Consider the following 26,357-nt stretch of genomic DNA (forward strand, 5'->3'; position numbering starts at 1 on the left):
TAATGTTTCAGCTATTCCCGTTATTTCATTAGTTTTTTTCAGATAATCACGGAAATAAATTATTATCTATTACAAAATGAGCCGGGTATTGATATCTGTAGGATATGAAATACGGCATAGAGTTTCGTCACCTTCACTATTTTGCCTGCGTAGCGGAGGAGCTGCATTTCAGCCGCGCGGCAGACCGGCTTGGCATGGCACAAGCGCCTCTCAGCCAGCAGATTCGTCAACTTGAGGAACGCATCGGAACGCGTCTTCTATCGCGCACGACACGCAGCGTGAAACTGACGCCGGCGGGAGAGATTTTCCTGCGTCATGCGATGGAAATACTAGGTGGTATCGACAGGGCGGTCACGCACACCCGTTCTATTTCCGGCGACGATAGTGGAAAGATTTACGTGAGCGGCGTTCACGTTGCCCTGTCGCATGTGCTGCCTAGCGTCATTGCCGAGTTTCACAAGCAATATCCGAATATCCAGGTCGATGTGCAACTGCTCGGCACCGCCAGCCAATTGGAGATGCTTCAGAACGGAACCGTTCAAGTGGCCTTCATCCGCCCCACCAATCCTGCGGGCTTTCTGAAAACCGAGCATCTGCTGAAAGAAGGATTTGTGGCAGTACTCCACAAGGATCACCGCTTGGCCAAGCAGGAAGCCATCAGCGTCAAGGATTTTGCCGGTGAACCCATCATCACCTATGCGCCAACGGTTGGTGCAAGTTATCACCATGTCATCATGGATGCGTTCCGGCTCGCAGGGATCTACCCCATGGTGGTTCAGGAAGTATCACACACGCTTGCCATAGCCACACTTGTTGCGGCGGGCGTCGGCATTGCCATCGCGCCGTCATGGCTCGCCCATAATCTCAGCCCACATCTCGTTTACCGCCCACTTACTGAGATTCCGGACGAGGTGGAGCTCGTTGTGGGATGGCAGGCGAATGAAAAATCAAAGGCCGTTCTGGATTTCGTAGAATTTTCCAGACGGCAGTTTTCCGGGAGAAACCGTCTTCTGCCTGCGGATATCGCATAATGTCCCCCATGCTTCCGTCTGCTGGAACGCTCGGCTTGAGCAATTCATCACCCGTAGCCGTTCATCCTGAACCAGTGGAGAAAATGTGTGCGTGACCCCTTGCCCATGATCCGGCCATCGTCGCCATCTGCGTCAAGAACTATTCGGACATGCGCTTCAAGGACACTGCCCGCAATGAAGTCGTGTGCGTCTTCGTCCGCAGCGACGCGGTTAATGCGCCCAATCTACATATCGACCAGCAATTGATGGATGCCGCCGGGCGCATGGGAGGGATGCAGCCATTGAGACCGTGACCGAAGCAGAGGCACGGCCAATTGTCCATTCCGATCGCGGAGCTCATTATCGCTGGCCCGGCTGGCTAACCCGGATTAGCGAAGCGAAACTGGTTCGTTCAATGTCCCGAAAGGGTTGCTCGCAAGACAACGCCGCCTGTGAAGGCTTCTTCGGTCGGATGAAAACAGAGCTCTCTATCCCCGAGACTGAAGGGCTATGACAATCGAATAGTTCGTCGCCGAGGTGGATGCCTATATCCGCTGGTACAATGAGAAGCGTATCAAGATATCACTGGGATCGCTCAGCCCGGTCGAATATCGTAAGACCCTCGGCCTTAAATTATGAAGCAGTCCAACTTTTTATCTGCACCCCCCGCCCGATCTGCGCGCTCAGAAGGTATAATAGCTTCATCCCCACCCATTGATTTTCATTAAAAATCTTAATCAGGACAGTCACTTAATTAGGGTATGCGAAAGAAAGCAACAAATTTTCCACTGCAAAGCTATTCTGACATTCGGTCGTATTTTCGCTATAGAGCTGGAATTCAACAGCGTGACGACGAAGGTCTATTCGTCCGAAACGTATGGCAATATGGAGTTCCCATGACGACGACGCCGGACACACTTAAACCACTTCTGTGGGAACCGAAAAATCTGGTGCGCGCCATCGAAGCAGCCGGGGTTACTCTTTGGTCATGGAACGTCAACACTGACGCTTTTGCTATGGATGATCATTCTTATGAGCGATGGGGTGTTCCTAAAGGCAGGGACGTCACATTCGAAGATCTTTCCGCGCACATTCATCCGGCCGACCGTGACCGGGTTCGTGCAGCCTTTACAGCGACGCGCTCCATCATTGGTGCCTACGAGATTGATTTCCGGATCACGATCGCGGATGAACTCAAATGGATTTCAGCGCGCGGTCAGGGTGACGACGCCGGTATGGTCAAAGGGATCATGTTCGGCATTTTCATTGATGTCACAGGGCGCAAGCAAGCCGAAGAAGGCCGCGAACTGCTGGCAGGTGAAATGAGCCATCGTGTCAAAAACCTTCTTGCCATTGCCTCTGGCCTGACCGCCATCACCTCGCGGTCAACGACAACGGTCGAGGATATGGCCCGCGAACTGACACTCAGGCTGACAGCTTTGGGACGGGCGCATGATCTGGTCCGACCGGTACCTGGGCAAACGGAAGCTCCATCTGCTCTGCTGGGTGATCTTCTGACAGTGCTTCTCGCACCTTATGATGATCTTGGCGCTTTCAGCGGGCGTATCCGCGTCTCGGTACCACGGATGAGCGTAGGGGAAGGTGCCACGACCGTCGTTGCGCTCATCGTCCATGAGCTTGCCACCAACTCCTTGAAATACGGCGCTCTGTCCGTTGATACCGGAACTCTCGACGTTTCATGCTCGGCACAAAACGAGGCGGTCACGATTGTATGGACTGAAAACGGAGGCCCGAAGGTCGTCCACCCACAGTCCAAATCCGGTTATGGCAGTAAGCTTGTGGAGCGCAGCGTAAAAGGGCACCTGCGCGGGTCGATAGATTATAACTGGGCGCAGGAAGGCCTCGTCGTGACTCTGGTTGTCGATCCAGAGCGTTTGGCAAGCTAGAGTATCGACCTGGATCAACCGACGTACAGCACGGATCAGATGAAAAGCTTCAGCTCGGCTGCCGCTGCATTTGCCTCATCCATGGAGGCGTCCAGCGTAGCCTTAAGAATTCTAAGCTCCGCCAGAAGGCGTGGGCTTAGCTCTTCTTTTTGCCAGTCTGTCAATTTCTGCTGCCATTCGGCGACTTCAACAATGAGCTGGCTCGACCTGTCCGCTGTTTGAGGATTGACGGCACGGGCGGCACGCTCGGCGTTTTCTGCAAGCTCGACCAATTCGACCGTGCTGACGATCCATCCTGGCAGAGCCTGCCTCAACGTAACTATTTCAGCTAGAACCGATGTTTCAGCAGCATATTGGGTCATGTTGGTCCCGATCTTCATGAGAATGAAATGAGAGTGCTGGCTCTGTGTGAAAACTTTTCGCCACTGCCGAGCGTAGCGCGCAATCGCCGCATCACCGTTGGCACTGCGTTTGAAGAGCAACACGTGGCTCGTCCTCGACAACCACGGCTATTGGGCCGTTGACGGTCGTTTCGTGCCCAACCTCGGTGTGAGGGTTTTGTCTATACTGGCAATATTGGAAAGGAGGCTCTGGAAAATCGCGTCGTTCTTGGCCCGCCATTCCTTATCATCGAGCCAGAGATAATCCTGATCGGGCATCAAAGGCACGGATTTCACCTGGGCACTGGTGATAGGTAGGAAGAAGCTGGTCCGTGCGCGATCGATTACCATAGAAAGAAGTGGTACCACCAGACTGTCTTTTCCCGGGACGAAAAAGCCACCGGATGCCACGATCACGTAATCTTTTTGGTCTTTTGTCCCAATAACGACATTGCGGACTTCACCGACGATTTTGTCGTCGGACGTCCTGACTTCTGCACCCACGATCTCGTTGACCAAGAGGCCCGGATCAAGTGCACTGATCGGCACGAGGGGACCTTCGTTAAGTGTGCCACGGCTGCCTTTGACCTTGCCCAACCGTTGTTGCAACGGCTCGCCCGCGGCCTGCTGCTGATCGACGGCATCTTCGTCACTCGTGCCACGTCCGCCCATTGATGGGGATGCGATCAGCTCCTTTATGTTGCCGACGAGCCGTTCGCAGTCATCTTCCAGCCCGTAGGTCCACAGCAGAAAAGCTGCATCACGCAAAGTTCTAAGATCTAACACAAGATAGCGATTCTCAGGGTCCCGTAACTCCGGCTTTTGTAAGATCGCCTCTTCAAGCTTTGCATCTGATATGTTGCAGGCAGCCAGCACGGGCGTGGCAAAAAACGCAGTTGAGAATGTGAGTCCAACGGCAATAGCCGCAGATCTAAAGAGGGTCATAAAAGAGGTCCGATCGGCGGAGAGTGCTTTGACCTCGTGGTGTTAAGCACGTCAATCCGGAAAGAGCGTACCGCGTGACGCTTCGATCATAATGTCATAACGGAGCTTGTCCTGTTTTGTTCCATCCCAATAAGACCTCGGATCTATGGCGCATCCATTGTCGACACGAACCACGAAAAGTAAGTCAAATCGATAGGCTCTTGCTTGGGGCGTGAACTGTCTAGGATTACGTTCTCTAATCCTAGACTTAGAGATGCTGTGTTGCTTTCTGAGGGCGTATTCGAAAAGTTGGCCCCCGAGGATGCGTGAATATCGCGCAGGGAGGAAACATGTTCGACAATATTTTCGGGGGGCTTGCGCTCCTCTTTTCCGGTTATACGCCGCTTTTCCTGCTCGCGGGTGCCGCTCTCGGTCTCGTCGTCGGGGTTTTGCCAGCACTTGGTGGAACAGCTGGCATGTCACTTTTGCTTCCCTTTATTTTCGGGCTTGATCAGGCGTCTGCCCTGGCACTGATGATCGGAATGCTGGCGACGGTGGCCACCGGAGACACGGTGACATCCATCGTTTTGGGTGTTCCAGGCTCCGCATCATCTCAAGCAACAATTCTTGATGGTTTTCCGCTGGCCAAGCGAGGTGAGGCGGGGCGCGCGCTGTCTGCGGCCTATTTCGCCTCAATGCTGGGCGGTCTTTTCGGCGCGGTTGTACTGACGGGAACATTGCTTCTGGCTCGCCAGATCATCCTGTATTTCGGCATGCCGGAAATGCTGATGCTGGTTGTCTTTGGGCTTGCAAGTGTGGCGGCGCTTTCAGGCGCCAGCCTCGGGAAGGGACTGGCGGCATGCTGCCTGGGTCTGCTCATTGGCGCAGTCGGTGCAGCGCCCGCTACCGGTGAATATCGACTTGATTTCGAGATCTACCATTTCGGAGACGGTTTTTCTCTCATTGCCTGTGTTCTCGGCGTCTTCGTCATTCCTGAGATCGTGGATTTGCTGCGCAACGGTGCGACGATTTCCGATCGACCATTGCTCAAGGGTGGCAGTCGCCAGGGTATCCGTGATGTGATCGAGCATAAGTGGCTGGTTTTGAGAACCTCAGGTCTCGGTTGCTTGATCGGTGCTCTTCCCGGAATTGGCGGCGCCGTTGTTGATTGGCTCGCCTATGGTCACGCCGTGCGGTCCGCAAAAGATAAGAGCCAGTTTGGCAAAGGAGACATTCGCGGTGTCATCGCCGTCGAAGGGTCGAACAATGCCGTCCTCGGCGGCGCGTTGTTGCCGACACTGCTTTTTGGCGTTCCCGGATCTGGCTCGACAGCGCTGTTCCTGTCGGGCCTCATCCTTGTGGGTATACAGCCGGGACCGGCGATGGTTCAGGGAAATCTGTCCCTCACCTTCAGCATTGTCTGGGCTCTCGCGCTTGCAAACGTCATCGGTACGTTGGCCTGCTATTTCCTGTCCGGTACATTTGCGCGGCTGACCCGGATTCCCTTTGTATGGCTGGCGCCGATCCTGCTTCTGGTCGTTTGTTTTGCGGTACTGCAATCCAGCAAGGCGCCTCTGGATATCGTTGTTCTCGCCGGGTTTGGCGTGCTTGGCGTGTTTCTACGGCGGTTCGGCTATGCCCGCCCGGCGTTTCTCATCGGCTTCGTTCTGCAGGACAATCTTGAAGTTCTCCTCTATCAGAGCGCCCAGATTTATAGTTTCGGAGAGTTCTTCTCGCGGCCTATCGTGCTTGCTGTGACAGCTGTCATTCTCTTCACGCTTGGCAGAACACTGCTGGGCGCACACCGTCTCGATACCGAAACCACGGCCGGTTCTGTCTCGGAGGTCAGCGGATTGACGGCCGCGCAATTTACCATCCCGATCTTGTTGTTCGGCGTTTTTGGTGTTGGCATTATTGCAATGGTCGGGTTTTCGCCGCTCAGCCAGATCTTCCCCATGGCCGTCGCAGGCATTGGCATCCTTTGCATCACCGCTGTCACAGTTGGACTGGTTCGCCGTCGCCCTCATGTGCTTCTCGATCAAGAGTCCGGCAAATCGCTCAAGGAATCGGGACAGTTGCAGCCTCTGCTTTGGATATTGCTTGGCCTCGGTCTGATCTGGGCCCTTGGTTTCTTTATCGGAGGCGGGCTGCTGCTGACTGTCTTCCTGCGCATTCGGGCAAAAGCGTCGATCATTGCCTCGTTAAGCGCTGCGGTGATTTCCATCGCGGTATTCTGGGGCCTCGCCAACGTTACATCTGTCCACATGCCGCCTGGCATTCTGGTTGAACTCGCAACTCATTGAGGAGGAATGAGCATGAAACATTTTAGGATTTTTGCTAAAGCACTCGCCTTGGGCGCTCTATTTGCTTGCCAGAGTGTCGGTGCGAAAGCGCAAGAGACGTTCGAGCCATCGCAGGTGACAATCACCGTACCATTCGCAGAAGGTGGCGGTAGTGACACATTGGTTCGAATGATAGCACCCTATCTGGGTAAAACCTTGCCAGGGACGCCGTCCATCATCGTGCAGAACCAGCCAGGGGGAGGCGGCCTGCCGGGAACCAATCAGTTTTTCCGCAGCGCCGAACATGATGGAAGCGAGCTTCTCGCCATGTCCTCATCGGTGTTCATGGCAAACCTTCTGCGTGACAGACAGGTTCGGTTTGAAATTGACTCGTTCATTCCCGTCTATCTGTCGCCGCTTGGAGGCGTGATCTATGCTTCTGAAAAGACCGGTGCCACGCCTGGCAAGGGTATCGAAGGCGTTTCTGCGCCGCTGGTCTATGGGGCAGCTTCTCCGACATCCGCTGACGTTCTGGTAATTCTTGCGCTTGATTTGCTTGGGCTAGAAGTCAAACCTGTCTTTGGAACACAGCGCGGGGCCGCACGTATTGCGTTCGAACGCGGAGAGTTCAATGTCGATCATCAGTCGCCGGCGGCATTCAACAGCAATGTGAAGCCACTTGTCGCATCCAGTCAGGCAGTGCCTTTGATGAGCTTCGGCTTTGCCGACGCCAATGGAGAGATCGTCCGCGACCCGGCATTCCCGCAGATGCAGACATTCTTTGAGCTTTACCGCCAGACCAAAGGAAAAGATCTCGATGGGCCAGCAAAGCGCGCTTGGATTGCTTTGTTCAATGCGTCTGTCAGCACGGGAAAAGCGCTTGTTCTGCCAGCCAAAACGCCGGAGTCGGTTCGGACCGCCTATGTGGCGGCATTTGAGAAAATCTTTGCCGACCCTGAATTCGTCGCCAGAGCGAAAACCGAAATTGGCGACTATCCACAGTCCACCGGTGACATCGCGATGAAGCAGTTCTCCAACGCTGCAAAGCTCGACGCGGAGGCGTTACCTGGCTTGCACAATGGTATCAGACCAAACTCGGCGTCAAACTCAACTGATCCTCTCGATGCGGGCGCATATGGATGCGCTCGCTTTCCAGAGCATTTCCGGACACAAAACCGGTTTCCACTGTTGCAGGAATTGCTCTCATAAAGGAGTGCGCATGACATCTCAAACCGACCGCGGTGCCTATGTCCATAAAGGAACCGAGATTCCCGATCCACAACCCCCTGAGGGCACCACGGTGCTGCGGGATATCGCATTTGGGTCTCACCCCAGGCAGTGTTACGACCTGTATCTTCCGGCAAATGCGAAGCCGGGTCTTCCCGTCGTCTTTTTCGCCCACGGTGGAGCTTGGGTTAGGCGAAATAAGCTCGCCATACGGATGATGTACGTTCTGGAACACGGTTTTGCTCTTGCGAGTACGGGCTATCGTCTCGCCACTGATGAACCCTTTCCTGCACAGGTCCAGGATTTTCGAAGCGGAGCGGCCCATCTTGTTGCGAACGCTGACAAGTATGGGATCGATCCGGGACGCGTGTTCTTTGCTGGCGCCTCTGCTGGGGCCTATCTCGCCAGTTTGGCCGCACTTGCCACGAGCGAACCGGAGTTCGGACCAGTGACGCCAGTCCGCGGGGTCGTGTCGATTTACGGCCCAAGCGACCTGATCGCAATGGCAGGACCGATGCTGGGTGGGCTGGATCACGATGCGCCCGACGGTCCAGCCAATCAGCTCCTTGGCTACAGTGTTCGCGACAATCCAGTTCTTGCCAGACGTGCAAGCCCGGTAACCTGGATCAGTTCAGAGGCCCCGCCGTTTCTGGTGCTTCATGGCGATGCAGACCGGGTTGTTCCCTTCAGTCAAGGTGTCATTCTGGATGCTCATCTGCGGGTGGCAGGCGTGGAAAGTCAACTGATTCAGCTTGAAGGGATCGGTCACGGTGCCCCCGAGTTCCAACAGCCTCCAACCACGAATACAATTATCGAGTTTCTCCAGCGCCACTCTGTCTAAGGTGCGTTCGCGGCCCTAAAGAATAGCATCGAGAAATAGCGGCATGGAACCAGCTGTCGGGGCCTCCGCAAGTATCCACTTCTTGAATGCACGGGCTGCGGGGCGAAGCCGAACGCCCTTTGGTTCGACCAGAGCAATAACCTTCCCGCTGTCAATGCCGGTCGGGAAGGGCGCCACCAGTGTGCCCACTATGATCTCGCTTTCTATGAGATGAGCCTGGGCCATGACAATTCCGCTTCCCGCAAGGGCCGCCTGATAAGCCAGTGTCGAGTTGCTGAAAATAAGGTTTGGTTGCGGCGCTACCTGCTTAAATCCCATAGCACTCAACCACACTGGCCAATCATCTGGTCGGTTCGCAGATGCAATGAGGGGCTGATCACGAAGATCGTCGAGTGTGTTCAGTCGCGCGGCCACCCCGGCTGTGCACACCGGAACAAGGATTTGAGGGAAAAGCGGTGTTGCCAGCACTCCGGCGTCTGCATTCGGCATAAACTGCACGGAGAAATCGATGTCCGACTTGCTGAAGTCGACATTTTGCATGCCGGTTTCGAATTGAACGCGAACGTCCGGCCACTCCTGATGTAAGGCTGACAGTCTGGGGATAAACCAGCGAGTCGCCCAGGTCTGGTAAATGCGAAGACGGACGGGCCCACTGGCACTCTCTTCAGCAAAATCCTCGAGAGCACGCTCGACAATGTCCACCGCTACGCCCACGCGTTGCGCCAGTTCTGCAGCTTTTGGTGTCGCATCAACGCCGCGCGCATGCCTGTCGAAGAGGCGCGCACCCAGCATCTTCTCGAATTTTGACACCTGCTGGCTGATGGCACTTGGCGTTACGTTGAACTCTTCGGCAGCCCGCTCGAAGCTGTTATTGCGGATCGCTGCCTCCACGACCCGAAGCTGGGCAAATGTCCATGATATACGCACGTTGTCATCCAGATTGTCATAGCGCAATTACAGACCAACCGGATGATCAAGCAAGGGAAAGCTGAGATCGAGTTTCAAATAGCATCGGATTTTGCGAGCTATTTCAACGTAAAGGCGTGGTCGGTGGGAAGTAGGAGAAGCCTCGCATGGATAGCCGAACGAGGTACTAAACGACGTTACGCGTCCTGGTCGATTCCAAGTTTTCCACGAAGACCTTGAGGAGAGGGAGAAACGCTCCCAGACAATGGGAGAGAGGGACAGCAGAAACGTCCGCCTGATGCGGCAAGGGCATTGTGCAGCATTATTCTACGCTGCGGGCCAGTGCTCCAACGCTGCTGCTAGCGCCGGTCTCGTTGCTGCATATTGTTCTAGGCAGTGTCCCCATAAACGGGGTTCATCTTATTGGCGGTGTGTGATTCAATCTCGTTGAAAGGATATTGCCATGCGCCGTCACGAATTGAGCGACGAAGAATGGGCTGTCATTGCACCGCTGCTGCCGAACAACAGCCGTGGAATTGAACGTGTCGATGACCGCCGTGTTATCAATGGCATCCTGTGGCGTTTCAGGACTGGTTCATCGTGGCGAGACGTGCCGGAGCGCTATGGTCCTCGCACGACGCTTTACAATCGGTTCTCCCGCTGGCGCAAGGCGGGCGTCTGGGATCGTCTTCTTGACGCTGTTTCAAAGCGTTACGATGGAGATATCCTGATGATCGACAGTTCTTGTGTTCGCGTTCACCAGCATGGTGCCAACGCTAAAAAGGGGCTCTGCCGATCCTTGCATGGGACGTTCCCGCGGCGGCCTGACGACGAAGATGCATGCTCTTGTCGATGCAGACGGCAGACCGGTTCGCCTGGAGCTCACGGCTGGTCAGGCTGCCGATGCTCCTATGGCCGAAAAGCTCCTGGGCGGCCTCCAGCCCGGCGCAACGATCCTTGCTGACAAAGCATACGACACCGACGCTATCAGGGACTTTGCCATGCAACGCAAATGCTGGGCGAATATTCCTGCAAAATCCAATCGAAAGCAGACATTCAGTTTCAGTCGTTGGGTCTACCGTCAGCGCAATCTCGTCGAGCGGTTCTTCAACCGTATCAAGCAGATGCGTGGCCTCGCAACGCGATACGACCGGCGCGCGGACAATTACCTCGCCGCCCTCAAGCTTGCCGCGACGAGGATATGGATCGCCTCAACTAATGAGTCCGTGGCCTAGCAAAAACCGTTCAGTTTAAGAATTCTATACGCTTCAATCGAGGATCGAAGTGCATCCTCCGAATTGCGGTCTCCGTCATTAGCGTCGGGATGGTGCATTTTGAGTCGCTCTTTGTAACGGCTCTTGATTTCTTGGGATGTAGCCTGGGGAGAAAGGCCGAGTATTTCGAAAGCTTTGGCTTCCAGTACCTTGAGCTTTCTTTGCTGGGCTCCGATCTTCGTTTGCCCTTTCCCGTCGCCCTTCCGAGCATTTATCACTTTTGCCGAGCCTGAACGAACTGAAGACGGTAGAGGAGCTTCAGTTGCCGCGCTAACCTTTGTTCCCCAGGTCGGGCGCGCACCCGTTGTCGCTTCTTTCTGGTAACGGGCTACGTTGGGATTAGATGGTAGTGCCGTGAAACTGTATCCCTTGTTATAGGCAGTCACATGCTCAAGACAGAACAGCATGTAAAGACCTTCAGCACCCGCTCCCACGGGCGCGCGGTGAGAACCGCTCTTTTCACACCCGTCCCATTGGCATTTTGGGCCTGTGGATTCGCTGACCGAAGGCGAGCGTTTGCGAGCGGACCGAAGACCTACGAATATTTTCGAATCATGCGTCATTTGAGCTATATGGACGCCGACGACCAGTTGGGCAACTCCGGAAGTCTTTTTGCAATTGCCGTTCGTCAATCTTCAATGCAGATGCTCACTGGCTTTACCTAAAGAATGCTTCTGCGCGAGACATAATTCAAACAGGCTCACGGCAGAACTCAAGATCCTAAAGGTCTAGCTTTCTCCCCGGACGAAAAGAAGTTCCACACCGATGCAGGCCGCGCAGCACCGCACCGCGTGATCTTGAGCTACGACGTGCCTGCCGACGGTATCAAGCTGTCCAATAAGACGGCTGTAGTGACGGCTGGAGGACAATGGCGGCCCCTACGGTGTCAAGGTGCAGAATTCGCAAGGCAAGGCCATCGGCTTCATCCGTCTTCCGAACCGTTGCCCGAACCTCGTTTTCGACGGTGCCAAGAAGAACCGCCTTTCCATGGCCAGCAGCCACTCAACTGAAGTCGGCGGCTCAATTCCGGGCCACTCGCTTTTCCCTTCGAACCAGAAAACCCTTGCCGCGGCTGTTTTCAGGCCGAAATAACCGAAAGTTGACCGGCCATAGTGCACTGCGGAAGCCTCATATTTCAGCAGCCTTGAATTCGCCGAATTTTAATTCAGTGTTAAGGAATACATTCCTTTTCCGGAGATCGGCCATGGCGCTTGGCGCATCGCATCGCTTGCAGGAAAGCCTGGCGGCGGTCGAAACGATGACACGTTTCGCCCTTGCCGTTCTCGCACTCGCTTCTGGCGTCTACACCTATCTGGGTGTGCGCAGCATTCTGGACGGTTCGCCGACGGCGGTGTTTTTTGCCGCCATCATCTACTCCGCCTCGGTATCCGTCGGCATTTATGCCTTCTGGTCGTACATGGCGCGGTTTTATCCGCACGTCACCAGCCGTTCCAGCCGCACCGCCATGCTGGCGGTGATGGCTGTTGGCTGCGTGATGATCCTGGCCATGTCGAGCTGGTTGAATGCTGCCGCGCTCGCAGGATCGGCGGCTCTTGAACAGCATCTTGCGGAAACAGTCGAGGATTACACGGAAGATCTGGACCAGGCGCACCAGAATGCGCTGGCAGCACAGAGCCTGTTGCCGGACATTCAACGCGCCAAGGAGCGTTTCACCCAGCTTGCGGCATCCGAACGACAGTCAGGCGCGCTGACCGGCACCACTGGCTCCGGCAGCGTCGTCTCGCTGCTGTCGCAGATGTCGTCGCAACTGAACGAACTGGAAAACGGCATCAATGCCTCGCGTGAGCAGGTTACCAGCCTGTTCAACGAAGGCCAGAAGCGCCTCGAGACCATGCGTGGTCTCGTCTCGGCACCCGGCGTCGTAGAACCACGCGCCGACAAGTTCTCGTCGGAAGTCGTGGCCCTGACCGGCGTTATTACCTCGTTGGGGCAAACCTCGATCGCTCCCTCCATCCGCCGTGCGGCTGACGATCTTTCGCTTGGCTTCATCGCTCCGATCCCCGACGGCGGCGAACAGGATCTGATTACCCGTCAGGACCGCGTGATGGAAACCATCCGCACCTCGGTCGCGGCGCAATCCAAGGTGCTATCCGACGCTGCCGACGAAATTCTCTCGCGTGCTCCCGTGGCCGAGCGGCGTTTCGTGCCTCTTTCGTCGGCGGAAGCCGTTCTGCGTTATGCTTCCGACTTCATTCCCGCATGGGCAGGGGCTATTTCCATCGACCTGTTGCCAGGTGTCATGGTGTTTATTCTGGCCGTGGTGAATGGTGCAATCCGCAGGCAGGAAGAGACCATGCCGTTCGCCGAACGGATCACCGTGGCAGAACTGATGCAGACGCTGGCGATGCAGAAGGCCATCGCCGCTGAAACCATGTCGGCCACCGAAGTACAGGCCACAGAAAATGCCATTGCAGAAGCCGAAGACAACAAGGATGACACGGAGACACACAACATCACTAGTCTCGGTCTCAACAAAACACCCCGCAAAGGTCCGGCGACATGAAACCGGCATCCGCGCTCAAGGCCGTGATCAGCATGGACGATGGCGTGCTGATGCGCGGCGCCTTCTACGTGCTGCTGACGGCAGCGGCCGCCTTTCTGGTGATCGACATCCGGGAGATCAGCACGGCTGAAGCGGCTCGACCGGGTCTTGAAACATTACGGGACGTGCCGACCTTTCTCCCTCCGACGACCGCGCCTGGAGCGCCTGGAGCGCCGCCAGTCCAACCCTCGAGCACGGAGGAAGTCTTGCGCAAGCCGATGACATTCAATCTTGTCTCGGGTGGCGTGCTCGTTGCTGAAGGCACAATCGACCCCGGCGCAGCCGGCCGTTTTGCCAGCGAGGTCGAGGCCCGTGGTGAGTATATCAAATTGGTCTCTTTGAACTCACCGGGAGGTTCGGTCGATGACGCCGTTGCGATGTCCAAGCTGATCCGGGAGAAGAATATCGCCACGAAGGTTGCGCAAAAGGCGCTCTGCGCCTCTTCCTGCCCAATCGTTTTTGCCGGTGGCGTGACACGATCGGCCGAAAAAGATGCCGTTGTGGGCGTACATCAGGTGTTCAATGGCAGCGTCGAGCGCCCTTCACCGGACCAGGCGATGTCCAGTGTTCAGACAACCACCGCGCGCGTCGCGCGACACCTCGACGAAATGGGTATCGGCGCCGGTTTATGGATCCACGCGCTGGAGACACCGCCTAACAAGCTCTATTATCTCACGCCCGCAGAAATGTCGAAATACCGGCTGACAACCGATGCAACCCCTGTGGCTGGAACAAGCGCTGGCTGACGCTCGATCAGATGTCGAAACCCGGTGTCCACACCCGCAAAGCTTCTAAGAGGTGACCCGGACAACCGAAAATGCAAAGGCGTTTCAACGGTTCCGATATCCATCAAGCAGAGGGAATCGAAATGCGATTTCACGACCGCACACGCGCCAACAATATGGTCGATCATACAACTAATAAAAGGATCGCATCCTCAACGGCAGCAAGGCCGCGCCAATGGCGGCAGGATCGCCTTCGGTTTCGCTGAGCACCAGTTTAGCCTCCTGTGGACCGACGCCGTAGCGATGCTCTCGCTCTGAGGGCATGTGGACGCGGGCGATCATCATCTGGCCGAGCTTTCTCGGCAACTGTCCTCCGAAGACGATGGCCTGAGGGTCTATAACTGCGATCAAGCTGGCAACGAGCCGGTCCACCTGAGGCATGGTTCGAACGAGCCATTCTTCGACACCGGGCCATGTTGGATCAAACTGCCGATGTAGCGCTTCAATGGAATGTATTTCGACGGCGTTTTTTTGGAGTGTCTCGATCAAATATTGTAATGCAGGCCGCTTATGAGATTCGTCCGGATTATAAATCCCGCTGAATTCGCCGGCGTTGCCGTAAAAGCCGTAAAACGGTTGGCCGCCCAGAACAAGACCTCCGCCAAAACCGTAATTGAAGGAAAGATAGGCAAAGGTCTGGCACCATGAGCCTACGCCGCGCAGGCTTTCGCCGATCGCCCCAGTCGTGGCATTGTTTTCAAGCCAGACCGGCAGGCGGAACCTGTCTTCGAGGATTGGCTTCAGATCCATCAGCGACCAGTCTCTTAAGGGCTCCGGCGCGTTGAAGGCGCGGTCTTGCGATACAAAAAATCCCGACATCGAAAAGCCAAGGCCAATCAGCTTTTCGCGTGGGATGTTGTACTGCCCAAGCAAGCGTTCCAAGGCGAGAGACAGTGCAGCCAATGTCAACTTCCGATCACTGGGTAGCATTTCCAGCTTTTCCTCGACTACGATATCGCAGCGGAAATCAGCAATGCAGATCACAACAGAATCGGTGTTGATGGAAATGCCGAGCGAATAGCTGGCCTCCGGGACCAGCTCTATGGTCGGGCTTGGCTGGCCCCGTGTGCCTTTGAGCGGCGTGCCGGTGCGCAGCAGCCCGCGATCCAGCAGACCGTCGATCAGCCGGTGCACGGATTGTTGCGTCAGGTTGGTGTGACCGGTGATCGACGCCCGGGAGATCGGTCCATAACGCCTGACGATATCCAGAATCATGCGCTCGTTGCCGCTGGCAAGCGGACGGCGATCGAGCTTCGGGCGCGTTTTGGGGTCGAGGGTCATGGCCTTGGATAGCGGCTGGATAACGCTGCTGCAATAAGGCGAGGTGCGCCCATGAGCATTCTTCACAGGACTGTCACAAATATTACACCTAAAGTGTATTAATAAGCAGCCAGTGACCACGGACCTCCAGGAGGAGCCATCAATGCCTATGAAATATCTTGCGATCGCCGTGCTTGCGCTGGCGACGACGGCAGCGCCTTGTCTGGCGGCTGACACCAATATGAAGAATCTTGACTTCGATCTGTCGAAGGTCACGCGCGAAAATTTCTATGACATCGTCGTTCCCGCTGCCAAAGCCGAGGGCTCTGTGACGATGTATAATTTCGCCGGTAGTTTTGCCGATACCTGGAAGGAATTGATTACCAGCTTCGAAGCCAAATACGGCATCAAGGTCTCCTATAGCGACGTAAACGGCGATCAGGCGAACCAGCAGCTGATTGCCGTCCATGCAGCGGGCCAGGATTCGCCGGTGGATGCGTATTTCGCCGGTGGCGGTGAGTACCCGCTTCTGTCTTCCAAAGGTGTCGTGGGCAAGATTGCATTGACGGACATCCTGCCCAACATGGCCAATTACGATCCGGTTCTGGCAAAAAACCTGTTTGGCAAGGACCATGGCGGCACCTATCCGCTGGTGCACATGAACCAGACGGCGATCGGTTATGACTCGGCTTTCGTGAAACCCGAAGACCTGCCGAAAAGCTTTGAAGAGTTGCTCACTTGGGCGGAAAAGAACCCCAAGCGCCTCGGCGTCACTCTTCCGGCCAAAGGCGGTTCCGGCAGCGGTTTCATCTACTCGGTCGCGCTCAACTATCTGACCGGCGACTGCCGCACGCAGCTGACGGATTACAGCAAGACGCTGCAGGAGGCCGAAGACTGGGCGATGACGTCCGAATGCCTGAACCCGGTTTGGGACTACTATAAGCGCTTGCTGCCCGTTGCCGAATTGACCAACGGCAATGCCGACACGTTGAACCTCATCAACAACCAGCAGCTCTATATCGGCACGGTCTGGGAAGATCAGGTCATGACATTTCTTGGTAACAAGCAACTGCCCGAAAGCTTTCGTCTGACGCTGTTGGAAAAGGGTCAGATCGGCTCCGGCGATGCCATGTTCGTGCCTGCCAACGCCAAACACGTGGCCGCTGCCCTGCTTCTGATCGACATGGCGATGAGCAAGGAGTTCCAGACATGGAAGCTGGAACACAAGGCCTCGCGATCACCGCGTCTCGACGTCACCAATGACATGATGCCGAAGGATGCGCAGGTGCACGTCCTGCCCAAGGAGGTTTATCCGCGCCTCTCGGTTCCCGCCTTCTGGGACATGGCCAAGGCGCTGGGCGAAGCGCTGGATGAAAAGGTGCTCAACCAGTAGCGCTCAATCCCGCATGGGCCGGGCCTGGTCCCGGCTTGTCGCACCCGCCAAGGAAGATCGTCATGAGTGAACTCGACATCAACAACATCACCAAGGACTATGGCGCAAGCCGTGCGCTCCACCCCGTGTCGATCAGCGTGGAGCGCGGCGAATTCGTCACGATCCTCGGCCCCTCCGGCTGCGGAAAATCAACGCTTCTGCGTATCCTCATGGGGATCAGCGAACCATCTGGCGGTGAAATCTGGCTGGGTGGCAAACGCATCGATCAGGCGCCGCCCGAAGCGCGCGATATCGCCATGGTCTTCCAGTCCTATGCGCTTTTTCCGCACATGTCGGTCGCCAAAAATCTCGGATTTGGTCTGCGCATGAAGAAAGTGCCCAGGGACGAACGTACCCGCCGCATCGCCCATGCGCTGGACATCTGCAATCTGACGGCTCTCGTGGACCGCATGCCGCGGCAACTGTCAGGCGGTCAGCAGCAGCGCGTGGCGCTGGCGCGCGCCATCGTCATGCAGCCCAGCCTGCTGCTGTTCGACGAGCCTCTGTCGAACCTCGACGCCAAGCTGCGCGATACATTGCGCCACGAGCTGACCGAACTGCACAAAAGAATAGGCGCCACCAGCATTTACGTGACGCATGATCAAGCCGAAGCCATGGCTATGTCGGATCGGATCGTCGTGATGAATGCAGGTCATGTGGTGGAGATTGGCACCCCGCCCGAGCTTTACCGTGCGCCCAAACACGCCTTCACGGCGGGTTTTCTGGGACAGACCAACCTGCTCCCCGTCACGACTGATGGCACCGAGGAGGCGCGTTTGCCCTGGGGTCAGCTTGTCACTCTGGACGGACGGGCAGCAGGTCCGGCGCAAATCTCCGTGCGACCGGAAAACATCGTCATCGCTGCCGATACCAACGGTGCGGGCACGGTGTCTGCCGTTTCGTTCATGGGGCCGAATGCGCTCTACACTGTCGAAATCGGCAATGAACAGATACGCATCAACCAGTCTGGTGCCGTATGCCTGATTGATGTCGGAAGCCGCGTATCGGTGCAATTTCCGGGTCTGGTCCATCTTCTCGATGACCAACCGGTGAAGGAGGCTGCATGATGCGCAGTCTTCTTCGCGACCGGCGCGTTCAGCTGCTTGTCTTGCTGGCACCCGGCGTCGGCTATCTCCTCGTTTTTTTCGGCAGCCCGCTTCTATCGGCGCTGATCGGCAGCTTCCGCCTTGAGGATGGCAGTTTCACCCTGTCTCTTTACGAGCGGATTTTCACCCGTCCTTCGATGATCCGCGGCCTGACGACCTCGATCTACTACGGGGTCATGCCGGTCATCGTTTCGCTTGCGGTTTCGGTGCCTCTGGCGCTTCTGATCCGCAAAAGCTTCTTTGGTCGAAAGCTGTTCAGCGGACTTTACAAGCTGCCCATGGCGGTGCCGGGCATCATCGTCGGCCTGATGGTCATCGTCGTTTTCGAACGCGGTGGATTTATGGACCGGCTGTTTGCGCCGCTGGGAATTGCATTACCGAAGCTCGTGCGTGATGACTGGGGCATCGGCGTCATCATCGCCAGCGTCTGGAAGCAGATCCCGTTCATGACGCTGATCATCACCAGCGCCTTTGCCGCCATTCCCGAAGATATCCGCTATGCGTCCCGCACGCTTGGTGCATCGCGGCTGAAGACCTTTCTGTTCGTGGAGGTGCCGCTGGCCATGCCCGGTATCACCGCCGCCATTCTTCTCACCTTCATCGGTTCCATGGGCTCTTATGCCATCCCGGATATTGTCGGCCCGCCGACGGCCCGTCCGCTGTCCGTTCTCATGGTGCAGGAGTTCAAACAGGGCCGGTTCAATCAGGTCTACGCGATTGGCATGGTGTTGAGCGCTTTCGCCATTCTGGTCCTCATTGCCTATTACACGCTGACATCCCGCATCGGTGTTGGCCAGAACCGGGGAGACACGTAAATGGCCGCCGTCATCACCGAAACCCAGGGTCTTCCCCGTCGCCGCACCTTCCTCCCGCAAGACCGCATTTTTGTTTCGATCGGGCTCTACACGGCGCTGGGCCTTGCCATTCTGGTGCCGCTTGCCCTGATGTTCCTGTGGAGCGTGGCCGATGGCTGGGCTCCGCCGCTGGTCGTGCCAAAGGACTATACGACAGCGCGTTGGGCCAGCATTCTGGGCGATAGCGGCCTGATCCGCGCTGCCTTCAACAGCATTGTCATCGCCTTTGTGGTCACCTTTGCAACGGCTGCGATTGCCCTGCCCACAGCCTGGGCCATGGCTCGGTTTCCATTCCGGCTGAAGCGGGTGGTGGAAATCTTCATCCTCGCGCCGATCATCATTCCGGGCATTGTGGTTGCCGTGGGCATCGGGCAGGTTTTCATGGTCATGGGTCTTGCCTATTCGGTTCCCGGCGTCATCCTCGTTCAGATCGTCGGCACCTTGCCGTTGATGATCCGGCTGATGACAGCGGCGCTGGAAACCATTCCCGACGACCTCATCCATGCTGCGCGTTCGCTGGGTGCGGGCACGTTCGGCATCGTCTTCCACATCATTCTGCCGCTTGCCGTGCCGGTGCTGCTGGCGGGTGGCCTGATGTCGTTCATCGGCAGCTTCGAGGAATTCGACAAGTCCTTCATCGTCGGCGCACCGGTCGTTGAAACCTTGCCGATCAAGCTCTACATGTTTCTCGACCCCTATTCGATGCAGCTGCCGCTGGCCTCCATCGTCTCCTTCATCCTGCTTCTCCCCGCCCTTGTCGTCTTCATCATCGCTGGTCGCATTCTGCGCGACGACCTGATGGCGGCAGGCATGGGGAAACTCTGAACAATCCTTGCGTCCAACTCCCAAACGAAACATCCGAAAGTCAAAACCATGTCTCAAACACGTCCCGCCTCCTTTCCAGCCAGCAACGTCTGCGACGTCCGGGCTCTATCCTCGCGAAGCAACCCGGCCATCCTGACGATCGCCCATCGCGGGTGCTGGAAAACCACGGCGGAGAACTCTTTGGCGTCGGTGCGCGCGGCTGTTGCGGCGGGTGTCGAGATGATCGAGATCGATACGCAGTCCACGGCGGATGGTAGACTTGTCGTCATTCACGACGAGACGCTCGACCGCACGACGACGGGAACGGGAACGGTCAGCGCGTTGTCGTTCGATATCGTTAGGGCGGCGAAGCTGCGGGCAGGGGCTGGCGGCAAGGATGCAGCCATTACCGACGAGTGCGTGCCGACACTGGAGGAGTTGCTGGAAGAAATCCGCGGCAAGATCACCGTCAACATCGACACCAAATTCACGCGCGATCTGCCGCAGGTGATGGAGACGGTGCTGAAGCTCGGTATTCAGGATCAGGTGCTGGTCAAAACCGACATCGATCCGCAAGCTGCACATTTCGATATTCTCGATGCAGACTGGTTCGGCAAGATACCGCATATGCCGATGTTCGACGTGCGACCCGGCCACTTTGTTGACGATCTGCGCAAGATCGAGGCGCTGCGTGCGCCGATGATCGAAGTGAAGTTCTCCGACATCGCCGATCTCGCCGCAGGCCGCGAAGAACTGGAGCGTCAGAATATCCGTCTCTGGATCAACACGCTCGACGTTTCCTATTGCCTCGATTTCAACGATACCCGCGCGCTCGCCGATCCAGATGATGTGTGGGCCCCACTTGTGCAGGCAGCCGTGGGTGCCATACAGACTGACGAAGTGGATGCTTTCAAAAACTGGCTGCACATTAGCGGCCATCATGGTGGTAAGTGATGAATGCGATGAACAAACGTCTCGAGCACGCCGTCCTCGTCATGGAGGAGGCTGTGGAACTCGCTTTGCAATTTTTTGAAGCGCGCAGCACCATTGCGACGAGGACGAAAGGCTTTCAGGATTTCGTGTCTGAAGCCGATACCAGCGTCGAAAGGCTCGTGCGGGACAGGCTGGCCACTGCATTTCCGGGAGAAACCGTTCTGGGTGAGGAAATGGGTGGCGTCGCTGACGATGCCTACTGGATCATCGATCCCATCGACGGCACGGCGAACTTCCTGCGTGGCTCGCCGCTCTGGGGCATTTCGCTCGGTTTTGTGCGCAATGGTCGCCCGGAAATCGGTATCGTCGCTGTCCCTGTTTTAGGGGAGATTTACTCCGCTGCCGATGGCACTGGCCTGCGCGTGAATGGCAAGCCACGTCCGCGAGATGTCCCGTTCGAGGATGTCCAAGTCATGTCGCTGGGCGACAGTGCGGCGGCCGACGCTGAGGAGGTGGCGGCGCTGAATGTCGGTCTTCGCCATGCGGGCTGGGTGGTGGAATCGATCCGCTCTACATCCATCGGGCTCGCCTTCGCAGCACGCGGTATTTTCGATGGGCACCTTCAGAAGTTGACCACCATGTGGGATATCGCAGGTGGAGCTGTTCTTGCGCGCGAAGCCGGCCTCGACGTTCGGATTGGCGTCCGAGCCGGATCTGGCGTCCCCTGGATGGCAGCCGGAACGCCTAAACTATTGACTGCGGCTGCCGAATTATGGCCGGAAATCAAAAACCTTAATACCGAAACTCGATAAATCGGGGAACGGGTTTTTTGCGTCGAAAGTTCGATTCCTATCAAGGCGATAGTTAGGTCTGGCTGCCTTGGTACACCCGTCGCTGTCCACCCAGTCGCGAAATTCCACGCACGCAAACGCTCTGTTTCTCCGTACTACTGTACTCGATATTCGCGTGGCGTGACGCCAAACTGGTTTCGGAATGACCGGCTGAAATGCGAAAGGTCATTGAAACCCCATCGAAAAGCGATCTCTCCGACAGGAGTATTGCCTTTGGCGCGCAGATCATCCGCGCATTTTTGCAAACGTTGCCGAAGCAGGAGTTTGCTGAATGTCTCACCGCTGTCTTCTAATAGGCGGTGAACATAGCGGACCGAAATGCGAAAGTGGTCGGCTGCTTTGGCCGGTGTCAGCGCTGGGTCTGCCGCATGTGAACTGATGTAATTCATCAGGGAAAAGGCAAGTTGATTGCGTAATGTTGTGCGGGCGCGGTCTACCTCGCGATTGGATAGGCCGACAGCAATCGCGACCAGCTCTACAAGATGGTTGGTGATGGATGACGACGTTGTAGCGTGGAGATGCTCTGCATTCAGCGCAATTGATGAAAGGTAGTCCGCGGCAAGGGACGCAATCGGATCACTGCTGCTTATTTTTGTGGCCATCTGTCTGTTGGGTTGCTTCAGAAGAGGCTCCAGAATTGATTTGGGAATGCGGAACGAATGTTGTGTCCAAATGTCGCTGCAGTAATCGTTGAGATAAGGTTCGGTTGAATCGACAATCGAAAAATCGCCTCGCTGCAAGAGTGCTTCTCGGCCGTTCTGCATCATCAGGCAGTGGCCTTCCACCTGTAGATTGAGGAAGTACACCTGCTCGGGCATCCGGCTGATTTCCTGTCGGCGGCGATGAATTTTTTGTCTGCTCGACGAAATTGTCGTGACGTTGATAGAGTTTAGCAGGTTGGCACGAACATGCCCGAAAAACGGCGCATCGCCTTCGGTAGTCGAGTTCAAAGCAACGTATTCCTGACAGAGCACTTCTTTCCAGAACGGAAAACGGTCCTTCTGCGGCAATTCGGTTGCGTTCCAAACCGTCATTTCCAGTGCCTCCGTCAGCGACATTGTCGAGGCGGCGAAGCAATAAACATGCCAGGCTTTGATTATCTGCTTCCACACCTCATATGGCCTCGGGCGTTCTGCGCGAGGCGGTTATCATGAGAAGGATGACTTTGTGGGCACTGTCACGGTGAGCACAAAAACTGTTCACTGTGAGCCAAGACGCATATTGCGCTGCGGCATACGCTTGTTTCCGGGAACAAACAACAAACAGGAGCAGCTATGCGAAAGCGTCTGATTTTCAATTGCTTTACCATGGATGTGCCATCGCACATCTACCACGGAACGTGGCGGCATCCGAGAAACGAACTCGCCAATTTCAATGATTTCGCGACATGGGCCAATCTGGTCAAGAAACTTGAACAAGGTAAATTCGACGCGATCTTCTTCGCCGACATCCTTGGTATCGATCCGGCTTATGACGGCAAGTGGGACGCCTATTTCCAGCAGGGGCTTCATATGCCTTGCAACGATACGTTCACGCTGTGCGCAGCCCTGGCGGGCGTGACGAAGGATCTGGGGCTTGTTTTCACCAGTTCACTTCTGTCCGAACATCCGTTCGCGTTTGCCAAGAAGGCGTCAACACTGGATCATATCAGTGGCGGGCGTATCGGCTGGAACATTGTTACAAGCGTCACCGACAACGCGGCGCGCAATTTCGGCCATGACAAGATCGTTCCGCACGATCAGCGTTATGACTGGGCTGACGAATATATGGACGTGCTCTACAAGCTTTGGGAGGGATCCTGGGACGAGGGCGCACTGATTGCCGATCGGGAAAGCGGCGTTTTCAGCGACCACACGAAAGTTCATCGGATCAGCCATGAAGGCGAGCGTTACAAGGTCCAGGGGCCGCATTTGGTCAGTCCGTCGCCGCAGCGCACGCCGATGTTGTATCAGGCAGGTGCCTCAAAACGTGGCAGCCAGTTTGCAGCACAGCATGCCGAGGGCACATTTGTGCTTTATCCAAATGTAAACGGTGCTCGGATCGGTATCTCCGGCACCAAGCAGGTGGCGGCTCTGGCGGGTCGCGGGCCCGAAGATATCAAATTCATTCAAGGTCTGTCCTTCGTGGTCGGTAGCACGATGGAGGAAGCCGAACGCAAGGCTAAGGAAATCGACGAATGGGTCAGTTATGAAGGCCTCGCCGCGCACGTCAGCCGGGACATGGGCGTTGACCTCTCGAACCTTGACCCCGACAAACCCATCGACGAATCCGGGCTGGACGGCCTGCAGGGTTACGCCCGAATGATCGAGATGGGCAAGCCGGAGGGCGAGAAGGCGACAGTCAAGGATCTGGCAAATGCCCTGTCTTACAATTGCCGGATCGTGGGAACGCCCGATTCCATCGCGGACGAACTGGAGCGTTGGCAGGATGCCGGCGTCGATGGCATCAACATGATTTGCCAACTTCACCCGGAGACGTTTGTCGACTTCATCGACCATGTCACGCCGGTTCTCCAGCAGCGCGGGCTTGCACAAAGCGAATATGCCGAAGGCACGCTTCGCGACAAGTTGTTCGGTCGTGGATCCCTTCTCCCAGAAAGCCACCCCGGAGCCTCATTTCGGGGAGCTTTCAGCGGACCAGCACTCGAAGCAGCCGAGTAATTCGCAAGGACCCGGCTTTGTCCGGGTCCCTATTCTTTCCGATTAATGGATGGCAAAAATGCTTGAGAACACTCAACCGGGCGCGGATACGCGGGATTTCAAAGATGCGATGTCTATGATGGCAGCTGCGGTTCAGGTCGTAACGACGGACGGTAGCGCAGGGCGTGCCGGCCTGACCGTCACGGCGGCGTGCTCAGTCTGCCAGGAGCCGCCAAGGCTGCTGGTTTGTGTGAACACCAATGCCTCTGCCCACCCTGCCGTTATTGAAAACGGTCGGCTTAGCCTGAACATTCTTTCGACTGAGCATGGTGACATCGCTGCGGCATTTGGCGGAAAACTGCCACCCGAGAAGCGCTTCGAACTAGGAAAGTGGACGTCTGACGAACTGGGGCAGCCCCTGCTTGAGGGGGCATGTGCGCATTTCAGCTGTTCAGTTCATGAAACGCTTCAATCGGGAACGCACACTATTTTTGTGTGCAACGTTCACTTCGCAACTGGCAACAAAGGCAGCCTCCCTCTGGTTTACTTCGATCGCAATATGACCACGCTGCCGCCTACCGAGAGCCGCTCATAGACACGACGGCGCAGACTACGGCCATCACCGCTTTTCTTCGAAGCCATTTGGAAGCCCTCGCCAAGCATCAGTCGATAGATACACGGTCAAAGGCGATATAAGCCTCTCCTACAGAAGCGAGCTTGCCCTTGAAACGGTTGCTCTATCGTCAGTGGTTCCGAGCAATTCATCGTGGCATCAAGCGTGATATAGACGATGCGCTAACCCGGCGGTTCGGCGTCACCGTACGCTCACTTCGACTGAGAGCGCCACTCGCACTTCCCGGTTCTTCAGCGCATAGAATTGCGAACATCTATGCCCTCGAGCGGGACGGAGGGCAGTGCGAAATCCAACTCGCGAGGCGCCTCAAATTTGAAGAGTTCTATGGAGCCGCAATCGAAGTTGGACGGAGCATTGGCGCACAGTGAATGTTTTGTCCAACCGCATTTTGGTTTCCTCGCGATGGGTCTTTGCATGTCGGTCGATCTGATTTGGACGGACGACGATCATGGTTGCATTTACGTTGTCTCTCCAGTGAAGCCGCCGGGTCTGGAAAATTAGAGCGTCACAGCCATCCAGATTTTCTGAACTGGTAATACAAGATGCCGCAGAGGGAAAAGATGACTGCCAGGACGACATAGTAGCCATACTGCGTGTCCAGTTCCGGCATATGCTGGAAGTTCATCCCATAGATCCCGGCGATGGCGGTGGGGACGGCGAGGATCGCGGCCCATGCTGCCAACTGTCTGGTGATCGTACCCTGACGCTGCATTTCAAGAAGATTGCTGGCCTCGAAAACGGATGTCACCACATCGCGCAGGCCTGAGACCATTCCCTCGACCCGTCTGACGTGGTCGTGGACATCGCGAAAATAAGGCCGTGCATCGTCGTCGATGCAAGGTAGCTCTAGATGGGTCATCCTGCCAATCATTTCTGACATCGGCCCCAGAACGCGCTGAAACAGGATAACCTACCGGCGCATCCGGAAAAGCCGTCTGATCTGGTCGCGTTCTAGGAAAGAGATCAACATATGCTTCTCCATTTCAAGAACCCGGTCTTCCAGTTTCTCGACCATCGGCAGATAGCCATCGACCACGAAATCGAGAATACCGTGAAGAACATAGTCTGGGCCATGCTCTAAAAGCCGCGGTGACTGTTCGAGTTGCTCCCGCAATTCCTTGTGCCCACGGGCAGACCCGTGTCTGACAGTAACCACATGGTTTGGACCCACGAAAACATAGGTCTCGCCATAGGCGATCTTGTCACCTTCGAGATGTGCAGTCTTTGCGACAACAAAAAGCCGGTCACCATAAACCTCGACTTTCGGGACCTGACCGCCCTTCAAGGCATCCTCGACGGCCAGTGGATGCAGTCCGAACATAGCCTTTAAGCTAGCCATCTCCTGTGCGGTAGGTTCCGTCAGTCCGATCCAGGCGAATGCCTTGCCGTCGGTCTCAAAGGGCTGATCGTCTAAAGGAATGTCCTCTGCTCGTTTGCCCGCACGGTAGATATATGAGGCGACAACTGTCATCGCGTTCCCTTCAAGAACAGGTTTACGGCCTGAAGCCGGATAATGTCAGGCCGATAAGGCTTCCGTTGCCTATGTTGCTGGATAGCAGAGCGAGGTTCATTCTCGTTCTCTTTACGTCAAACCAAGGCAGATTGAGAACCGGAATCGCGAAAATTCGAGACATGAAACCCGTCAATCGGATACCATTTTTTCTTCAGATGGTTATGCCCGGTGTGCTGCACAAGCACGCCATTGAAGACGCATGCTGCAGTGCACATATAAAAGCGACAGTTTT

Annotated in this window: 24 protein-coding genes and 2 pseudogenes; 19 read left to right on the forward strand and 7 right to left on the reverse strand. The window is 56.1% G+C overall.

All coding sequences use genetic code 11. From position 1 onward, the window contains the following. Positions 1 to 104: 104 nt before the first annotated feature. The 4 genes and pseudogenes from HRR99_RS19905 to HRR99_RS19920 all read left to right on the forward strand — a co-directional run bounded on the left by HRR99_RS19905 (position 105) and on the right by HRR99_RS19920 (position 2,917). On the forward strand, positions 105 to 1,031 hold the full coding sequence (locus HRR99_RS19905) for a LysR family transcriptional regulator (protein WP_233124567.1): 927 nt from the start codon (positions 105 to 107) through the stop codon (positions 1,029 to 1,031). A gap of 149 nt (positions 1,032 to 1,180) precedes the next feature. Continuing rightward, positions 1,181 to 1,324, forward strand: a complete 144-nt coding sequence (locus tag HRR99_RS19910) for a hypothetical protein (protein WP_233124568.1) — start codon at positions 1,181 to 1,183, stop codon at positions 1,322 to 1,324. After that, positions 1,303 to 1,649 (forward strand): annotated as a pseudogene (locus HRR99_RS19915) (transposase); the annotation flags it as partial. The gene HRR99_RS19910 and the pseudogene HRR99_RS19915, both read left to right, overlap by 22 nt. 257 nt (positions 1,650 to 1,906) lie before the next feature. After that, positions 1,907 to 2,917: a sensor histidine kinase gene (locus HRR99_RS19920; protein ID WP_233124981.1), complete on the forward strand. Its 1,011-nt coding sequence runs from the start codon at positions 1,907 to 1,909 to the stop codon at positions 2,915 to 2,917. A gap of 35 nt (positions 2,918 to 2,952) precedes the next feature. On the opposite strand, the gene HRR99_RS19925 is transcribed toward HRR99_RS19920, so the two are convergent. After that, entirely contained in the window at positions 2,953 to 3,402 is a 450-nt protein-coding gene (locus HRR99_RS19925; RefSeq protein ID WP_233124569.1) for a hypothetical protein, read from the reverse strand. Positions 3,403 to 3,426: 24 nt separating this feature from the next. Beyond that, positions 3,427 to 4,242: a PRC-barrel domain-containing protein gene (locus HRR99_RS19930; protein WP_233124570.1), complete on the reverse strand. Its 816-nt coding sequence runs from the start codon at positions 4,240 to 4,242 to the stop codon at positions 3,427 to 3,429. A 329-nt stretch (positions 4,243 to 4,571) separates the two neighbouring features. Here HRR99_RS19930 and HRR99_RS19935 point away from each other — a divergent pair, with 329 nt between their 5' ends. Genes HRR99_RS19935 through HRR99_RS19945 form a run of 3 tightly spaced genes read left to right on the forward strand, consistent with a single transcriptional unit; the run spans position 4,572 to position 8,571 of the window. Next, positions 4,572 to 6,524, forward strand: a complete 1,953-nt coding sequence (locus HRR99_RS19935) for a tripartite tricarboxylate transporter permease (protein ID WP_233124571.1) — start codon at positions 4,572 to 4,574, stop codon at positions 6,522 to 6,524. 6 nt (positions 6,525 to 6,530) lie between these two features. Further along, entirely contained in the window at positions 6,531 to 7,712 is a 1,182-nt protein-coding gene (locus tag HRR99_RS19940; protein ID WP_233124572.1) for a Bug family tripartite tricarboxylate transporter substrate binding protein, read from the forward strand. A gap of 10 nt (positions 7,713 to 7,722) precedes the next feature. Beyond that, on the forward strand, positions 7,723 to 8,571 hold the full coding sequence (locus tag HRR99_RS19945; RefSeq protein ID WP_233124573.1) for an alpha/beta hydrolase: 849 nt from the start codon (positions 7,723 to 7,725) through the stop codon (positions 8,569 to 8,571). A 15-nt stretch (positions 8,572 to 8,586) separates the two neighbouring features. Here the strand turns inward: HRR99_RS19945 and HRR99_RS19950 are convergent, their stop codons facing one another. After that, on the reverse strand, positions 8,587 to 9,525 hold the full coding sequence (locus HRR99_RS19950; RefSeq protein WP_233124574.1) for a LysR substrate-binding domain-containing protein: 939 nt from the start codon (positions 9,523 to 9,525) through the stop codon (positions 8,587 to 8,589). Between the two features lie 409 nt (positions 9,526 to 9,934). Between HRR99_RS19950 and HRR99_RS19955 the strand changes: the two genes are divergently transcribed. Continuing rightward, a protein-coding gene (locus HRR99_RS19955; RefSeq protein ID WP_422387370.1) for an IS5 family transposase occupies positions 9,935 to 10,712 on the forward strand; the annotation gives its coding sequence in 2 pieces (ribosomal slippage) (positions 9,935 to 10,266 and positions 10,265 to 10,712; 780 coding nt in all). Here the strand turns inward: HRR99_RS19955 and HRR99_RS19960 are convergent. Continuing rightward, a complete protein-coding gene (locus tag HRR99_RS19960) occupies positions 10,709 to 11,314 on the reverse strand; it encodes a J domain-containing protein (RefSeq protein WP_233124983.1) in 606 nt (201 codons plus the stop codon). The genes HRR99_RS19955 and HRR99_RS19960 overlap by 4 nt on opposite strands. A 328-nt stretch (positions 11,315 to 11,642) precedes the next feature. Between HRR99_RS19960 and HRR99_RS19965 the strand changes: the two genes are divergently transcribed. The 3 genes from HRR99_RS19965 to HRR99_RS19975 all read left to right on the forward strand — a co-directional run bounded on the left by HRR99_RS19965 (position 11,643) and on the right by HRR99_RS19975 (position 14,060). Beyond that, the gene (locus HRR99_RS19965) at positions 11,643 to 11,843 is read left to right on the forward strand and encodes a hypothetical protein (protein WP_233124575.1); all 201 of its coding nucleotides are present in this window, start codon (positions 11,643 to 11,645) and stop codon (positions 11,841 to 11,843) included. Between the two features lie 112 nt (positions 11,844 to 11,955). Next, on the forward strand, positions 11,956 to 13,275 hold the full coding sequence (locus tag HRR99_RS19970) for a hypothetical protein (RefSeq protein WP_233124576.1): 1,320 nt from the start codon (positions 11,956 to 11,958) through the stop codon (positions 13,273 to 13,275). Then, positions 13,272 to 14,060 (forward strand): COG3904 family protein, encoded by a 789-nt coding sequence (locus HRR99_RS19975; protein WP_233124577.1) that lies wholly within the window; start codon positions 13,272 to 13,274, stop codon positions 14,058 to 14,060. Before HRR99_RS19970 ends, HRR99_RS19975 begins: the two co-directional genes overlap by 4 nt. A 171-nt stretch (positions 14,061 to 14,231) precedes the next feature. On the opposite strand, the gene HRR99_RS19980 is transcribed toward HRR99_RS19975, so the two are convergent. Beyond that, a complete protein-coding gene (locus HRR99_RS19980; protein ID WP_233124578.1) occupies positions 14,232 to 15,380 on the reverse strand; it encodes an ROK family transcriptional regulator in 1,149 nt (382 codons plus the stop codon). Positions 15,381 to 15,522: 142 nt separating this feature from the next. On the opposite strand from HRR99_RS19980, the gene HRR99_RS19985 reads away from it, so the two are divergent. The 6 genes from HRR99_RS19985 (at position 15,523) to HRR99_RS20010 (ending at position 21,300) form a co-directional block, all read left to right on the forward strand. Further along, positions 15,523 to 16,752 carry an extracellular solute-binding protein gene (locus tag HRR99_RS19985; protein ID WP_233124579.1) on the forward strand — a complete coding sequence of 410 codons (1,230 nt, stop codon included), beginning with the start codon at positions 15,523 to 15,525 and terminating at the stop codon, positions 16,750 to 16,752. Between the two features lie 62 nt (positions 16,753 to 16,814). Next, the gene (locus HRR99_RS19990; protein WP_233124580.1) at positions 16,815 to 17,858 is read left to right on the forward strand and encodes an ABC transporter ATP-binding protein; all 1,044 of its coding nucleotides are present in this window, start codon (positions 16,815 to 16,817) and stop codon (positions 17,856 to 17,858) included. After that, entirely contained in the window at positions 17,858 to 18,712 is an 855-nt protein-coding gene (locus HRR99_RS19995; protein ID WP_233124984.1) for an ABC transporter permease, read from the forward strand. Before HRR99_RS19990 ends, HRR99_RS19995 begins: the two co-directional genes overlap by 1 nt. Next, complete coding sequence (locus HRR99_RS20000) at positions 18,713 to 19,576, forward strand: ABC transporter permease (protein ID WP_233124581.1); 864 nt, start codon at positions 18,713 to 18,715, stop codon at positions 19,574 to 19,576. A gap of 48 nt (positions 19,577 to 19,624) precedes the next feature. Then, positions 19,625 to 20,509, forward strand: coding sequence for a glycerophosphodiester phosphodiesterase family protein (locus HRR99_RS20005; RefSeq protein ID WP_233124582.1), 885 nt, complete (start codon positions 19,625 to 19,627; stop codon positions 20,507 to 20,509). Further along, positions 20,509 to 21,300: an inositol monophosphatase family protein gene (locus HRR99_RS20010; RefSeq protein WP_233124583.1), complete on the forward strand. Its 792-nt coding sequence runs from the start codon at positions 20,509 to 20,511 to the stop codon at positions 21,298 to 21,300. The genes HRR99_RS20005 and HRR99_RS20010 overlap by 1 nt, the downstream gene beginning before the upstream one ends. A 134-nt stretch (positions 21,301 to 21,434) precedes the next feature. On the opposite strand, the gene HRR99_RS20015 is transcribed toward HRR99_RS20010, so the two are convergent. Next, complete coding sequence (locus HRR99_RS20015; RefSeq protein WP_233124584.1) at positions 21,435 to 22,451, reverse strand: helix-turn-helix domain-containing protein; 1,017 nt, start codon at positions 22,449 to 22,451, stop codon at positions 21,435 to 21,437. A gap of 162 nt (positions 22,452 to 22,613) precedes the next feature. Here HRR99_RS20015 and HRR99_RS20020 point away from each other — a divergent pair, with 162 nt between their 5' ends. Both HRR99_RS20020 and HRR99_RS20025 read left to right on the forward strand, forming a co-directional pair. Further along, positions 22,614 to 23,999, forward strand: coding sequence for an LLM class flavin-dependent oxidoreductase (locus tag HRR99_RS20020; RefSeq protein ID WP_233124585.1), 1,386 nt, complete (start codon positions 22,614 to 22,616; stop codon positions 23,997 to 23,999). A gap of 49 nt (positions 24,000 to 24,048) precedes the next feature. After that, on the forward strand, positions 24,049 to 24,573 hold the full coding sequence (locus tag HRR99_RS20025; RefSeq protein ID WP_233124586.1) for a flavin reductase family protein: 525 nt from the start codon (positions 24,049 to 24,051) through the stop codon (positions 24,571 to 24,573). A gap of 544 nt (positions 24,574 to 25,117) precedes the next feature. Here the strand turns inward: HRR99_RS20025 and HRR99_RS20030 are convergent. Beyond that, a pseudogene (locus HRR99_RS20030) lies at positions 25,118 to 26,083 on the reverse strand (magnesium and cobalt transport protein CorA). Between the last annotated feature and the right edge of the window lie 274 nt (positions 26,084 to 26,357).

The sequence above is a fragment of the Agrobacterium vaccinii genome (assembly GCF_021310995.1).
Taxonomy (GTDB): Bacteria; Pseudomonadota; Alphaproteobacteria; order Rhizobiales; family Rhizobiaceae; genus Agrobacterium; species Agrobacterium vaccinii.